The organism is Pontibacter roseus DSM 17521 (assembly GCF_000373265.1).
Taxonomy (GTDB): Bacteria; Bacteroidota; Bacteroidia; order Cytophagales; family Hymenobacteraceae; genus Pontibacter; species Pontibacter roseus.
Genome location: NZ_KB890765.1, coordinates 366105 through 379592 on the forward strand (window position 1 = coordinate 366105; position 13488 = coordinate 379592).

The following is a 13488-nucleotide window of genomic DNA, read 5'->3' on the forward strand; positions in this document are numbered from 1 at the left end:
AATAATCGAGGTGCAGTGCGTGTGTTTGATAAGCTCAAGCAAGAATGGAGGAGTATATCGTCGGCATTTTGCCAAACTAGTGGTTTGATTTCTGCGTGTCAACGAGCTGTCTTCAGCTCATATTCCACTTCATCATCGGGCAAGTCCGCTATCTTGATGAAACCAAGCCTCTCCAGAAGTTGGATGGCTTTGTCGTTTTTTCTGGTTGTTACTGCCCAGATGCGTTTCAGTCCGATGTGGTTTAGTCCGAAGTCAATGGCTAACCGCATGGCATCTGTCATAATGCCCAGCCCCTTGAATTGGGGCAACAGTACGCAGCCAAGTTCCCCTTCGCCTTTCTCAAGTCCGCGGTAATAGCCGCAGGTCCCGCTGATGCGGTTCGTTGCGTTCTCGATGATGCCCCAATGGATTGAATTGCCGTCACGGTAGTCCTGGTTTATTTTATCCTGCATCTCTGCCGCCTGTTCTACCGTAGTCGCCTGGATGGCATCGTAGAAGGAAATCTCGATGAGGTCTTGGATGTCTGTAGGCAGGATTTGGCGTAAGGTGATTTTGTCACCTGAAAGCGTTGGGAAATTATCGTAGGGAGGAAGCTTCAAGTTGTCTGTTTTAGGTTATCTGCAGTGACGGAGCCTCATGAGGTCAGTGAGCCGCGCAGAATTTTCTCTATCTTTCTGCCCTTCGCCAACTCATCCACCAACTTGTCCAGATACCGGACCTGCTGGGTCAACGCATCCTCAATCTCTTCCACACGATACCCGCAAATCACGCCGGTGATGAGGTGGGCCTTGGGGTTTAGCGAAGCCTGTTGGAAGAACACTTCAAACGTGACATTTTGGTCTATCAATTCTTGCAGCTTCCTGTCATCGAAACCTGTCAACCATGCTATGACCTGATGCAGCTCTTCTTTCGTTCTGCCTTTCTTCTCTACTTTTTGCAGATACAGAGGATAGACCGAGGCGAAGGTCATTTTCGCAAAGCGCTGTTGGTGGGTAAGGGTGTTTTTCATACTTGTATTTTAGCGTGTGCGGTTGTTGGCTTGAGGGTAGCGTAGCGTATAAAACAGTGCGAGCTGACGAGCTAGATTGTCCGCAGGATAACCGGCGCAACAAGCGAGCAAGGACTCTCGAATTGAGACCAAATTAAGCATTGTTTTTTATATACTGTTGGGCGTAGGTTTGGCTATTCGTACATCTGGAAAGTTACCGTGCTGCTGGTTTTAGCTATACCATAATTGGCTTCATCCCGGAAATTCACCACACCTGATTTTATCTTTTCCTTGCCTTCTCTAAGTTCCTGCGCTAGCTTTCCGATTTCTCGAGAAATATATTCTTTTTTCGCTGGACTGTAATCATCAAATTTTGGGTCAGTAAGTGATACAGTCAATTCATTCTTGTTTTTGATGTTTACTTCGACTTTCTCGGTTTCATATTTTTCAGATATAGATTCTTTTAGTCGATTCAAGTATTTAAATTCTCCTGTCATTTCTGAACAGCTGAATAAGGAAATTAGGAGAATCGTCAGGATTGCGGAAGTACACTTTTTCATGGGTGTGGTTTTGGTTTATCATTAAAGATTTTTTGGAATTATGTCCAACGTGCTGGGCTTTGCCATGGGGAATCTACGGTAAAGGTGTAGTTAGCAATGAATTTTATCAATCTGGATAAACTTCCATATTCTGAAGCATAAATTCATATAGCCCTAGTTGCTCAGAATTTAATACATCTTCACTATTTATCGAAACTACAACCATAGCATTTCCTAATGAGAAAATTTTCCATAACCATTTATTTTCTCCCTTTTTAAATGTTGCTTCAATCTTGATACCTTCTCCAAATTCACCAAGCTTCAGTTCTGATGTTAGCTCGTAGCTGGATGTTATACCGGATAAGAACTGTTCAATCACTGTTGCGTCAGCTTCACCTTCTACTTCGTATCCACTAATTGTCATTGTGCTGTTTCCATCATTAGGTGAGATAGTGACTATACTATCTTCATCTTCATGCAGCTCGTAGTTTTTAGGATAATAAATCAAATATCTTCCAGTCTGTGGGATAAACTGTACCAGTTCTACTTGAGCCATTTTACAGATTTGATGAAACTTTCATGATTATAATTATTTGCCAACGTGCTCGTGCAGCCGATGGGCGAGGCGAAGCCAAGCATAAAGGCTGAACTGTGTTGGTGGAAGTTATTCTTTTTCTGACTTCACTCTACTAATGTTCTCCAACTTTGCTATTATCTCTGCATCAAAGCGATTTAAGATTCTCTTCTTTTCAGATGCATCAAATGAGTCTTCCAGTTGCCAAGCTTTACCGTTATTTACAGCCCTGATGGCTATTGCTGAAGTTTGGGTGTTATCTTTCGGAATCAAGGTTATAAAATACATTTCTTCTGGTTCGCTGCTGAAGTAGAAGATTCTGCCGTTCAGAAAGTCATACCCTCTTTCTTCCCAATTATCAAGTTCCTCCCATTTAGCGGGTAATAAATATTCTGGATGCTGAGCTAACAGAGTGTCTATGGCATTTTCTAATCTTGTTTCTGTTATTGGGAATGTTCTCTCTTCGAAACTACCCAAAGTACCAGCACCCATAGAACAACTGGCTAAACTATAAAGCAAGAAAGTGTAGAGTATTAGCTTCTTCATAAATTTTATTACCACCAACTACCTCGAAAGCGTGAACATACAGTTATTGGCACTATATGCGGAGTATACTTTTCGTCGTTATACCTACTCTCTGCTTTCCCGCTCCAGCACAATCAAGTCAGCGGAGGCGCGGTTTAGGGCGATGGGGATGTTGTTGAGCACCGCCGTGCGGATGAGCGTCTGGATGTCGTGCTCGTGGCCGTGTGGGGTCTCCACGTCGATAAAGAAAATCACCTTCTGGATTTGACCCTGGAGCAGCCGGGCAGCCAGCAGAATGTCCCCGCCGCTGGGGCCATGTCCGAAGGGCTCTATGTTCATGTCGAGCAGCTCGTTGATGAGTTTCGAGGTGTTGCTGGTGCCTACGAGTTTGTACTGGCGCAGCGCCTGCTGGTTTTCCTTCACCCAGTTCAGCAACTCTGTTTTCTTGTTGTTGTGGGCAATCAATGCGATGGTTATCATACAGTATAAGGTATAGATGGCGACTACACAGACAAGAGGTAGCCGTTGGTGCTAGTGAAGATAGCGTTTTCCAGATAAAAGAACCGCATCTGCTCTCAAAAGATTGAAAACGTGTTTCTCAGTCGTTGGCGCTGGGGTTATGCCATACCTTGCCAGGGAGGCACCGGATAGTTTCTGCAATGGATGCACCGCCATGTGTTGCCCATCAAAAAGCCCTGTGCCTCTCCCTTACCAGGTGGAAGAAGCACAGGGCTTTGAAAGGTATAGCCCGTCTGCGTCTAGTACTGCGAGTATACGTGGCTGAGGTTCTCCATGTACTTCTGGCCGGAGCCGGTGTTCAGGAGCAGAATCTGTTCGTCCGGCGAGATAAATTCGGTAGCAATTAGCTTGCGGGCGGCCATCCAGACGGCGGCTCCCTCGGGGGCCACAAACAGCCCCTCGTTGGCGCCCAGTTCCTGCAGACCCGCTATCATCTCTGACTCCGTAATAGGTATAGCCGTGCCTTCGGACTCGTGCAGCGTCTGCAGCATGAGCGGCTCACCGAGCGGACGCGGCACCGCCAGGCCGTTGGCGATGGTGGGTTTGCCCACATAATTCTGAGAGCTGGCTTGCCGGCCATAGAACGTTTCCACGAGCGGTTGGCAGTTGGCGGCCTGCACGGCCACCATGCGGGGCAGTTTCACCGTCGGCTCCAGCCAGCCCAACTGCTGCATTTCCTTGAAGGCTTTCCAGATGCCGATGAGGCCCGTGCCGCCGCCAGCCGGGTATAGGATGATGTCCGGCAGTTGCCAGTTCAGTTGCTCGGCTATCTCGTAGCCCATGGTTTTCTTGCCTTCCAGGCGGTAGGGCTCTTTGAGTGTGGACACATCCAGCAGTTCGCCGGCGCTGTTGAGTTCTTTCACCTTGGTGGCGCAGTCGTTGATGAGGCCATCCACCAGCACCACTTCGGCGCCATACCAGTAACACTCTTCTTTGAACGCTTTAGGAGTATGGCGGGGCATCACCACCGTGGCGCGCATACCTGCCTTAGCGCAGTAGGCGGCCATGGCCACACCGGCGTTGCCAGCGGTAGGTATGATGCAACCCTGCACCCCGTGTTCCTTCGCTTTAGAGATGGCCATGCTCAGGCCACGGGCCTTGAACGAGCCGGTCGGGTTCTGGCCCTCGTCTTTCAGCAGCAGCGATTTGAGTTCGTGCTTCTTCGCCAGGTTGCTGAGTGTCAGGATGGGGGTATAGCCTTCGCCGAGGCTCACGATGTTTTCTTCGTGCAGTACCGGGAGCATCTCGAGGTAGCGCCACATGGTGCCCGGCCGCTGCTTCAGCAGCTCTTTGGAAAGAGGCTCATCGGGCTGGTACTGGGCCAGCAGCGGCATCTGGCAGCAGGGCGAAACGGTCTGTTTTTCAAAGGCGGAATAAGCGGTGCCACAACTGGAGCAGGTAAGGGTGCTGAGGTGGCTGAGGAGGCGGTTAATCGTAGTTTCCATATCTAACATCTACGGCAAATAGGCCAGATGTTATGACGAAACAAAATAGCCTTTCGGAATAGACTATGCCGAAATGGAATAATGTCGCTTCGTGAACTGTATGAAATTCTTGTAAGGGAAATTGTTCTCGGTGCCTTTGCGCTGTATGAAGTTGAAGCTCCGCTTGATGGTCAGGCCGTTGATGGCCACCTCCACCAACTCGCCCGATTGCAACTCCTTCAGCACCGACTGCCGTGGCAGGAAAGAAAGGCAGGTATCGACCCGAACGAAGTTCTTCAGCGCCTCGGTGCCGCCTAGCCTGATTTTGATGGGCAGTTCGTTGAGCCGGACATCCTTCTTTTCTAGCGCGTCCTCTAGTACAGCCAGCGTACCTGAGCCCCGCTCGCGCAGCGCCAGGGGTATGTCGAAAAGGTCCTTTACTTCCAGTTGCTGCTTCTTGAGCGGGTTGCGGGAAGAGCATACGGCTATCACCTCATCGGTCAAAAATGGAGTATAGGTGACGTTGCTGACTTTGTTGATACCCTCCACAATGCCCAGGTCTATTTCATGGTCGAGCAGCGCTTTGAGGATGTTCTCGGAGTTGCGGTTCTTGAGGTCGAGCTGCACGTTGGGGTTCTGCAGCAGATAGGCTGAGAGCACCGGCGGCAGGATGTAGAGCGAGATGGTGGTGCTGGCACCCAGCACCATGTTCACCTGCGGAGAGAAGTTCTCGCTCAGCTGCTTGAAATCTTGGTAAAGCTCGTGCTGCAGCTGCTTGGCGGCTAATAGCTTCTCATAGAGCAGCTTGCCGGCGGGGGTGAGCACCACGCTGTTGCCCAGGCGCTCAAATAGGCCGGTCTTGTAGAACTCCTCCAGCGCCTTCACCTGCTTGCTGATGGCCGACTGGCTGATAAAGAGCGTCTGGCTGGCTTTGGTGAAGCTGAGCAGCCGCGCCACTTCCATGAATATCTCGTGTTTGTGGGAGAGCATACCTTGATTAAGAGCTGTTACAGGTATAACGGGGAATTGCCGCCTTAGCGTGAATCGGCAGCCTATTGTTTGTAGATAATGCCGTCTTTCATCACTAGCCGGACCTGCCGCACCTGTTTGATGTCCGCTGTGGGGTTGCCCTCCACGGCCACCAGGTCGGCGAGAAGACCCGCTTTGACTCTGCCCAGGGAGTTGCCTATGCCCAGCACATCGGCATTGCCGGAGGTGGCGGAGCGGAGAACAGCCAGGGGTTTCATGCCATAGTCCACCATCATCTCCATTTCGCGGGCGTTGTCGCCGTGGGTGAACACGCCCACATCGCCGCCCATCACGATGGTCACGCCGCTGTCCAGGGCTGCTTTGAAACTCCGGCGCTTGTTTTTGATGCGCTCCGGTTCTTCGGCTATACCTTTCTGCCAGCCGCGGTACTGAAGGATGGCATCGCCGGCGGCGAGGGTGGGGCAGAGGGCGACGTTGTGCTTTTTCATGAGGCGCAGGATTCCCGGCGTAGCTTCATCGCCGTGCTCAATCGTGGCTACGCCGGCCAGAGTGGCGCGACGCATACCTTCCACAGTGGAGGCGTGGGCCACTACGGGGCGGCCGCTGCTGTTGGCTACCTCCACTATTTTCTTCAGCTCCTCCACGGTGAAAGTGGGCTGTGCCGTGCCATTGAGGCCCCAGCGGTAGTCGGCGTATACCTTGATGACATCAGCGCCTTTGCCAATCTGCTTCCGCACTTCCTGGGTCAGGCCGTCTAGGCCATCGGCTACGGCAGCGCCAATGGGCGTTTCAATCTCATAGCTGAGTTCTTTGGGACCATAGCTGCCGGTGGCTACAATGGCTTCGGTGGCGATGAGCATGCGCGGACCCGGTACAACGCCTTTGTCGATGGAGGCCTTCAACCCGACATCGTCGTAGCCGGCGCCTTCGGTGCCCAGGTCGCGGACGGTGGTGAAGCCGGCGAGTAAGGTCTGCTGCGCGTGCACCGTTGCACGTGCCACCCGCTCCACCCGTGACTCCTTCAGCACCTGGTCGTTCCAGGATGTTTCGTTGTAAGGGTGCAGGAACAGGTGGCTGTGACCCTCTATCATACCCGGCATCAGGGTCATCCCTTTCAAATCAATGACATTTGCAGCGGCTGGGGCGGTGACGTTTCGGCCTGCCGCCTCAATCCGGTTGTTTTTCACCAGCACCTGCCAGCCTTCCTGCAACTGCTCGCCGTCGAACACGCGGTCCGGTTGGAGCAGGTACCAAGTATCCTGAGCGGGCGTCTGTGCAGCCGCCAGGTAGGTGTAGCAAAGGAAAACGAGAGAAAGAAGGAGCTTCAGGTATAGGGGCTTGCGCATAGCAGCTTCAGGTTAGGTATAGCTTGAACACCCAATTTACTGCTTTTCCCAAAAAGTAAATGCTAGGAGTTTTTGAGTTGTTGCCCCGTCTGTTTTCTGCCCTAATTCTGTGCGGGTTGCTGCTGTCCTTGTCCTCCGGAGATTTTGGCTACCAGTTCTTCGTCAGGGGTTTGCTCCATCCAGTCTTTGGGCAGCTGCAGCCGCACGGTCTGGGCGCCGCCGCTGGGGGTGCAGACCACGGTCACGTCGCCGTTGGTATCTTCTGTCATCTCGGCGGCCTTCTCTGCGTTGCCATTCGAAAGGGTGCCATAGGCCTGCACGCAGGTCCAGGTGGTGTTGTCGGTATCGGTTACTTCGCGTTGTGTCATCGGTTCGTTTTTGGAAAGTATACCTTATACTGCCCTTCGCCGCAGAAGATTCGGGTATGCGGAAAGAATGTTGGCTATACCTTATCGTGGGTAGGCAGTAAGTATTGGTAGTGAGTGTTTTGCAACATCGAATCCGCTGGATTAGCCGTTTAAGGTGTACACCGCATCAGCTATGGAGGCACCCAAAGGAAAGATAGTGGCCATAGGAGGGAACGAGGACAAAGGCTCGGTTCCCAGGCCAGCCGATGAACAACTGGGGGATAACATCCGCTTCTTCGAACAGGGCATCCTGCGGCGCATCCACGACGAACTCCACGGCCTCGGCACCCGCATTGAGGTGGTGACCACGGCCTCCCTTATACCTGAAGAAGTGGGACAAGCCTACCTGGATGCTTTTCTGCTGCTGGGCTGCGACAACGTGGGGGTACTCCACATACGGGATGCCGCCGACGCCAACAAAGCGGAGTACCTGGAACGGCTGGCCAAAGCGGATGGTGTAATGTTCACAGGCGGGAACCAGACGCGTCTCGCCGAGATATTCCCCGGTTCCCAGGCGCTGCAACTGCTCAAGACGCGCTACATGCAGGAAGAGAAATTTCTGATTTCGGGCACCAGCGCAGGTGCCATGGCCTTGACGCACATCATGATTGAACAATCCAAAGAGACAATACCGCTTGTAAAAGGCATGGTGCGGCTGTGCGAGGGGTTGGGTCTGGTGAACCAGGTGGTCATAGACACGCACTTTGTCAACCGCCGCCGCATACCCCGGCTCATCGAGACCATCGCGGCTAATCCGAGCCTCATTGGAATTGGTCTGGGCGAAGACACCGGCATTCTGATTACGAATGGGGATTGCGTGGAGACGATTGGCTCAGGCCTAGTGATTCTGATAGACGGACGGAAGCTAGACGAAAATAACTATGCCACTGCCGGAGAAGGCGAGGCGCTTTGCCTGGAGAACCTGATCATGCATGTGCTGCCCAAAGGCAAAGAATTCTGGATAAATACCGGCAAAATCATGTAGGTGTCATTCCACTTGGAATTAGTCTTTGCCCTATACCTTTTCAGCCACCCCACCCTGAAACCGCGCTGGCTTTGTAACCTTTATCCTGTTGCTGACTCTAAGGTATAGAGCAGCGGCCTCTATGGCTATGTGGGCCAACTGTCTGGGCATAGGCTATACCTGGATTTTGTCTAAAACGCCATCTAAACCTTACACTATGAAAACACAATCTTTCTGGGAGGTCACCACGCCACATCGCCCTGAGTTCCCAGAGCTGGAGGGCAATCTGGATGTAGACGTTGCCATCATCGGGGGAGGCATCACGGGCATCACCACAGCCCTGCAACTGACCGACGCCGGCAGAAGCGTAGCCGTGCTGGAGGCCCGAAGAGTGGGAGGCGGCACTACCGGCTGGTCCACGGGTAACCTGTATGTGCCTACAGGCGCTTACTACCATAAGATACAGGGTAGCCGCGATGCGGAAACCATCACGTCGGTGGCGGCGGCCCGCAGGTCCGCGCTGGATTTTATTGAGCAGCAAACCGTACAGAAGAAGATTGACTGCCACTTCTCCCGCCGGCCCTGGTATTTTTTCACGCAGGAAAAAGACATGGTCTCCACCATCGAGAAAGAAGTAGAGGCCCTGCAGCGTGCTGGTATGCCGGTGACGTTTGTCGATGATATCCCGTTGCTGCCGCGAGCCAGGTTCCAGAAAGCAGCGCGCATGGACGGGCAGGCACGGTTCCACCCGCTGCGCTATGTGCTGGGTATAGCGACCGACATCGCCAGCCGGGGCTGCCAAGTGTATGAGCACACTACCGTCATTGACCTGAAGGAGGAGAAAGACCACTGCACCATCCAGACCAACCACGGCACCGTCACCTGCCGGCAAGTCGTTATCGCCACGCACATTCCTATTGGTATACACACGGTGCAGACCGTAGCGGCGCCGCACCGCAGCTATGTGATAGCCGTCAAACTGAAGAGCGGAAATTATCCGGATGCCTACTTCTGGCAGAACGACACGATGCACAAAGCCATCACCACCCACAGCACCGACTCCATGGAACTGGACATGCTCATGATAGCGGGCAACCACCACAAAACCGGCCAGGCCTCGCATCAGGAATACCATCATTACTTCAAAGAACTGGAAGACTACGCCCGGAAGCATTTCGATGTGGCCTCGGTGGAATACCGCTGGTCGGCGCAGCATTACCGGTCAGGAGACGGCGTGCCATACATCGGCCTCACACACAAAGATGCCCGTCGCACCTACATCGCCACCGGCTTCTATGCAGACGGGCTCATCTATGGTACCGTAGCCGGCATCCTGCTCGGGGATATGCTGGTAGGGAAGGAGAATACCTGGTTGAAGGCCTTTGACGCCACCCGCGGCACGAACCTGGCTACCGCCGCCACCTTCGTGAAGGAGAACGTGAACGTAGCTGCCCAATACCTCAAAGACTCGCCTTTCTCTGCTGACGCGGAACACCTGTCGGAGATTTCGCTGGGCGAAGGAAAAGTGCTGGAGATGGACGGCGAGAAGGTAGCGGTGTACCGGGATGAGAACAACCACCTGCATGCCTGTTCAGCGGTATGCACTCACATGAAGTGCATCGTGCATTGGAACAACGCCGAGAACACCTGGGACTGCCCTTGCCACGGCAGCCGCTTCATGATAGACGGCAGCGTGATTGAAGGCCCCGCCATCGCCAACCTGGAAACGAAGCAGATTGACAGCAGCAATGGGCGGCTTGTGAAGGACGAGCGACACCACTCCGGGCAACGCGATTTGAACAACCCCATCACCTGACGCGCCATGACGACTATCTATATCGCCATCGGATTTTTCGCCCTGGCCGCCTTGCTGGGGATGTATCTGCTGAGTTTCGTGCTGCGCGGCAAAGAGACGCCAAAGGCCATCGTGTTCACGCATGGCCCACTGGCCGCCATCGGCATCATCCTGCTGATTGTCTACATCCTGAAGGGAGGGCCAAACCCCTGGGAGAGCCTGGTGCTGTTTGTACTGGCCGCGCTAGGGGGAATCTATATGGTGTTCCGCGACCTGACGGGAAAGCCTATACCCCGCCTGCTGGCTGTGGGGCATGGTCTGCTAGCCGTGACGGGGTTCGTGCTGCTGCTGGTCTTCGCGCTGAACGGCTAGGCTGCGGCAGGTATAGCAAGCGCTGCTTCAAAATTCCTTTGAAGCAGCGCTTGCCTTTGTCACAGAATCCGGATGCGCCTCAGGTGCCTGTGTTTTAGTTGGCTGACTGGATGGCCGTAAATTTTATTTTACCTGAGTCATGCGCAGGTGGTCTACCATGGCCTGGTTCACTTCGCCGTTCATGTTCTCGTTGGCAGGCTCAAAAGTCAGCGAGAGCTCATGGGTACCTTTCCGGAGTTGCACCCATACCTTGTTGGTGTAGCCCCAGTCCGACCACTCGCCGATGCCCCGCTGCGGCAGCACGATAGTACCGAGGAAGTTGCTGCCTTTCTTCAGGGTGCGCATAGCGGCTTTGTTGTCGGTGTTGATGGGACCGTTGCCGTTGGCATATCGGAAGTCGATGGCATAGGTGCCTGTCTCAGGTGCGGTGACGGTGAATGTGATGTTAGAGTTCGCCTTCCTGCTCACCTCCACAAAGCCCTTGCCGGAGAAGCCTTTGTAGGGTTGGCTCGCTTTGGCAGCTATGGCCTCTGCCTCATACAGTTGTTCCCGGCCAGGCGCAGCCACCACCACGGGTTCGCTGGCAAAGGATTGGTAACCGGCGGCATCCACGGCAATCACCTGGTACTCGGCATACCCGGTGGCGGCGACGGCTATACCTGTTTGGGTGGTCGTTTCCTGCGGCTTTCCGTTCCGGAGCAAGGTATAGCTGACCGCGCCCTCCACGGGTTGCCAACTGAGTTTGCCATCAGCAAAGGAGGCGTTCGGAGTGACCGGCGAAACGTGGTGTGCTACTTTGTTCTGGCTGCCCTTGTCCGTAATTTGATTGGTCAGAGTTATTTTCACCTCATGCTGCCCCGTGAGATTAGCAGGTATGGTGGCTCCGGCAAGCGGCTTTCCGTCTAGCGTAATCGTTTGGATGCTGTTGCCAAAACCCTGCATTGCTATGTTGAGGGTGGCGTTTCTATACCTGAAATTGGTGAGTTGGCGGTTGCCTTTGTAGCTCTCCGGCACGAAAGGTTTGAACACCAGCCTGTCCTCCTGAAAGTCCATCCCGAAAAGCAGTTTGTAGACAGTGCTCAGGTAACCGCCCACGCTCCAGAGCTGCCGGTCCGAGTTGACCTGCGTGCCGGCGTAATCGCCGTTGCTGGCCACGAAGTTTTCCTTGTTCGTCAGGAAAAGGGCAGCCGGGCGGTAGAGGGCATTCAGGCTCTCTACTGTGGCTGTTTCGTTGCCGGCTTTGGCGGCGGCCAGTGTCCAATAGGCCTGCACAAAGGGCCATATGCCGTTGTTGTGGTAAGGCGGGATGTTCGGGATTTGTGGGAAAATGCTCGGGATTCCAAAGTCGTAGACCGGTGTGCTCGCCACAATGGTTTTGGCCCTTTCAGCGTCCGCTACCCCAAACAGCACGGTCAGCGCCTCACCGAGCGCCTCCGAACGCGGCGACAAACTCAGGAAGTTCCGGCCATAAAGGTACTGGCCGTAATAGCCCTTTTCCTCCTGCCACAGGTGCTCGTTTACACCCTTTTTGATTCGCTCCGCGAGCTGGCTATACCTGCCGGCGGCTTGCTGGTCCTGCAGCAGGGTGGCCATGCGGCTCAGGATGATGTTGGCCTGGTAATGCACGGCGTTAGTACCCAGGTTCTGGGAAGCGTAGATGTCGGCGGGTTGCATCCATTTGGGGTAGGTCTGCTCGCGCCAATCCAGGAAAGAAGACTCGCCCCGCATCAGGTTCGTGTTTGGGTCGAAGGCGTTGAGCAGGTCGTCTTCCATGGAGTTGCGGATAATCTCATACGATTCGCGCAGCCAGTCCTGGTCGCCTGTGACGGTGTAGATTTCCCAGGCGGCGATGGCCCACACGATGCGGTCGGTGGAGACAGGGTAGGCGCCGCCCGTTCCTGTATCCTGAATAATGCTCTTATTCTTCACTTTGCGCATAAGGCTCTTGCGTGCAATCTCCGGCTCTATGGCCGCCAAGCCCAGGATGAGGCTGTAGCTGATGTCGCGTGTCCAGACGCCGGCCCATTCCTTGCCTGTCCGGAAGGTGCTGTCTTGCTCGATGTTCTTCACGACTTCCTCCAGCGTCAGGTTGTAGAGCGCATCCGTAAGGAGGTACTCCGAGCTGTACTGCGGGTACGCCTCTGTCGCAGCGGATTGCTTCCAGTGTGAGGCGGTGAATTTCTCCTCGGGGTGGGCATTCATGTTGAGCGTCACCTCAAAGATGCCATCGCCGTCTGGGTCTTCCAGCCGCATGCCTTCGCGGCTGGCCAGGTTGTCAAAGTCCCAGGAGAGGGGCGTGGTGTTGCCGGCGATGTAGACGCCCTTGAAATCGTCTTTGTAGATTTTGCTGCCGTTGTAGGCGGTATAGAAACCCTGTTTCTCAAACGCCTGGAGCACCTCCCGCATATCCACCCGCACCTTGAACGGCGTGTTGGGCCGCAGGAAGGCTTTGGGAGGTATAGCCGTGTCGCTCTTGAGCTGCTGCCCGAATTTTATGACTGGGGTTTCGCAGCTGCCGCCTTCCTCGGCCAGGCAGATGAACTGATGGTCCATACCCGGCGGCATTTCGTTGTCTTTGGAGTTGATGCTGAACTTGAAAAGCACCTCCGGCGACTGAAACTCGTTGGCCGGGCTCTGGTAGCTGGAGGTGATTTCGGTAGGGGAAACCACCTTCGCCACGTACTTGCCTTGCACCACGCGGTCGGGGTATACCGTATATGCCTCGGATTGGTAAATCGGAGCATCGCTGTTGCTGGCCGTGCTGGCCTCTGGCTGCTGCGTCTGGCAGGCGGCTGCGGAGAGAAGGATGCAAAGGCTTACTGCTGGTAATGTATTTCTCATAGAGTTCATGTTTTGTAGCGGAAGCTTTTACTGTAGTCGAGCTTTATAATGTATTTGTTTGAACAAAGGCTTCATCTAGTTGCTTCCTAAGTTGTTTCATAGTTTCGCCTGTCCGGCGGGGACTTACTTTTTTCCTTGATGAAAATCGAGGGCCCCTACCCCCAAAGTAGGCAAAAAAATCAAGACGCTTTTTTGAACTCGCTG

The 13488-nt window shown here is 53.9% G+C and carries 14 protein-coding genes; 3 read left to right on the plus strand and 11 right to left on the minus strand.

From position 1 onward, the window contains the following. Positions 1-98: 98 nt before the first annotated feature. The 10 genes from B051_RS0113085 to B051_RS0113130 all read right to left on the minus strand — a co-directional run bounded on the left by B051_RS0113085 (position 99) and on the right by B051_RS0113130 (position 7273). Complete coding sequence (locus tag B051_RS0113085) at positions 99-599, minus strand: GNAT family N-acetyltransferase (RefSeq protein WP_018478659.1); 501 nt, start codon at positions 597-599, stop codon at positions 99-101. 35 nt (positions 600-634) lie between these two features. Continuing rightward, a complete protein-coding gene (locus B051_RS0113090; protein WP_018478660.1) occupies positions 635-1009 on the minus strand; it encodes a DUF2200 domain-containing protein in 375 nt (124 codons plus the stop codon). A 173-nt stretch (positions 1010-1182) separates the two neighbouring features. Further along, the gene (locus B051_RS0113095) at positions 1183-1548 is read right to left on the minus strand and encodes a hypothetical protein (protein ID WP_018478661.1); all 366 of its coding nucleotides are present in this window, start codon (positions 1546-1548) and stop codon (positions 1183-1185) included. Between the two features lie 106 nt (positions 1549-1654). After that, entirely contained in the window at positions 1655-2083 is a 429-nt protein-coding gene (locus tag B051_RS0113100) for a hypothetical protein (RefSeq protein WP_018478662.1), read from the minus strand. Positions 2084-2191: 108 nt separating this feature from the next. After that, the gene (locus B051_RS0113105; RefSeq protein WP_157578855.1) at positions 2192-2647 is read right to left on the minus strand and encodes a hypothetical protein; all 456 of its coding nucleotides are present in this window, start codon (positions 2645-2647) and stop codon (positions 2192-2194) included. Positions 2648-2731: 84 nt separating this feature from the next. Beyond that, positions 2732-3106 carry a methylglyoxal synthase gene (locus B051_RS0113110; protein WP_018478664.1) on the minus strand — a complete coding sequence of 125 codons (375 nt, stop codon included), beginning with the start codon at positions 3104-3106 and terminating at the stop codon, positions 2732-2734. A 278-nt stretch (positions 3107-3384) separates the two neighbouring features. Next, the gene (locus B051_RS0113115; RefSeq protein ID WP_026236387.1) at positions 3385-4590 is read right to left on the minus strand and encodes a threonine synthase; all 1206 of its coding nucleotides are present in this window, start codon (positions 4588-4590) and stop codon (positions 3385-3387) included. A gap of 63 nt (positions 4591-4653) precedes the next feature. Then, a complete protein-coding gene (locus B051_RS0113120; RefSeq protein WP_018478666.1) occupies positions 4654-5559 on the minus strand; it encodes a LysR family transcriptional regulator in 906 nt (301 codons plus the stop codon). Between the two features lie 62 nt (positions 5560-5621). After that, positions 5622-6905 carry a metal-dependent hydrolase family protein gene (locus B051_RS0113125; protein ID WP_018478667.1) on the minus strand — a complete coding sequence of 428 codons (1284 nt, stop codon included), beginning with the start codon at positions 6903-6905 and terminating at the stop codon, positions 5622-5624. Positions 6906-7006: 101 nt separating this feature from the next. Further along, complete coding sequence (locus tag B051_RS0113130) at positions 7007-7273, minus strand: hypothetical protein (protein WP_018478668.1); 267 nt, start codon at positions 7271-7273, stop codon at positions 7007-7009. Positions 7274-7445: 172 nt separating this feature from the next. On the opposite strand from B051_RS0113130, the gene B051_RS0113135 reads away from it, so the two are divergent. From B051_RS0113135 to B051_RS0113150, 3 genes are all read left to right on the plus strand, one after another. Beyond that, complete coding sequence (locus tag B051_RS0113135; protein WP_018478669.1) at positions 7446-8297, plus strand: cyanophycinase; 852 nt, start codon at positions 7446-7448, stop codon at positions 8295-8297. 196 nt (positions 8298-8493) lie between these two features. Next, complete coding sequence (locus tag B051_RS22840; protein ID WP_018478671.1) at positions 8494-10092, plus strand: FAD-dependent oxidoreductase; 1599 nt, start codon at positions 8494-8496, stop codon at positions 10090-10092. Positions 10093-10098: 6 nt separating this feature from the next. Then, positions 10099-10443, plus strand: coding sequence for a hypothetical protein (locus tag B051_RS0113150; RefSeq protein WP_018478672.1), 345 nt, complete (start codon positions 10099-10101; stop codon positions 10441-10443). A gap of 123 nt (positions 10444-10566) precedes the next feature. On the opposite strand, the gene B051_RS0113155 is transcribed toward B051_RS0113150, so the two are convergent. Next, the gene (locus tag B051_RS0113155) at positions 10567-13284 is read right to left on the minus strand and encodes an alpha-L-rhamnosidase-related protein (protein ID WP_157578857.1); all 2718 of its coding nucleotides are present in this window, start codon (positions 13282-13284) and stop codon (positions 10567-10569) included. Positions 13285-13488 lie beyond the last annotated feature (204 nt).

Coding starts and splice junctions, on each gene's coding strand:
- B051_RS0113090 (WP_018478660.1), bottom strand. CDS start 1,009: ATGAAAAACACCCTTACCCACCAACAGCGCTTTGCGAAAATGACCTTC.
- B051_RS0113095 (WP_018478661.1), bottom strand. CDS start 1,548: ATGAAAAAGTGTACTTCCGCAATCCTGACGATTCTCCTAATTTCCTTA.
- B051_RS0113100 (WP_018478662.1), bottom strand. CDS start 2,083: ATGGCTCAAGTAGAACTGGTACAGTTTATCCCACAGACTGGAAGATAT.
- B051_RS0113105 (WP_157578855.1), bottom strand. CDS start 2,647: ATGAAGAAGCTAATACTCTACACTTTCTTGCTTTATAGTTTAGCCAGT.
- B051_RS0113110 (WP_018478664.1), bottom strand. CDS start 3,106: ATGATAACCATCGCATTGATTGCCCACAACAACAAGAAAACAGAGTTG.
- B051_RS0113115 (WP_026236387.1), bottom strand. CDS start 4,590: ATGGAAACTACGATTAACCGCCTCCTCAGCCACCTCAGCACCCTTACC.
- B051_RS0113120 (WP_018478666.1), bottom strand. CDS start 5,559: ATGCTCTCCCACAAACACGAGATATTCATGGAAGTGGCGCGGCTGCTC.
- B051_RS0113125 (WP_018478667.1), bottom strand. CDS start 6,905: ATGCGCAAGCCCCTATACCTGAAGCTCCTTCTTTCTCTCGTTTTCCTT.
- B051_RS0113130 (WP_018478668.1), bottom strand. CDS start 7,273: ATGACACAACGCGAAGTAACCGATACCGACAACACCACCTGGACCTGC.
- B051_RS0113135 (WP_018478669.1), top strand. CDS start 7,446: ATGGAGGCACCCAAAGGAAAGATAGTGGCCATAGGAGGGAACGAGGAC.
- B051_RS22840 (WP_018478671.1), top strand. CDS start 8,494: ATGAAAACACAATCTTTCTGGGAGGTCACCACGCCACATCGCCCTGAG.
- B051_RS0113150 (WP_018478672.1), top strand. CDS start 10,099: ATGACGACTATCTATATCGCCATCGGATTTTTCGCCCTGGCCGCCTTG.
- B051_RS0113155 (WP_157578857.1), bottom strand. CDS start 13,284: ATGAGAAATACATTACCAGCAGTAAGCCTTTGCATCCTTCTCTCCGCA.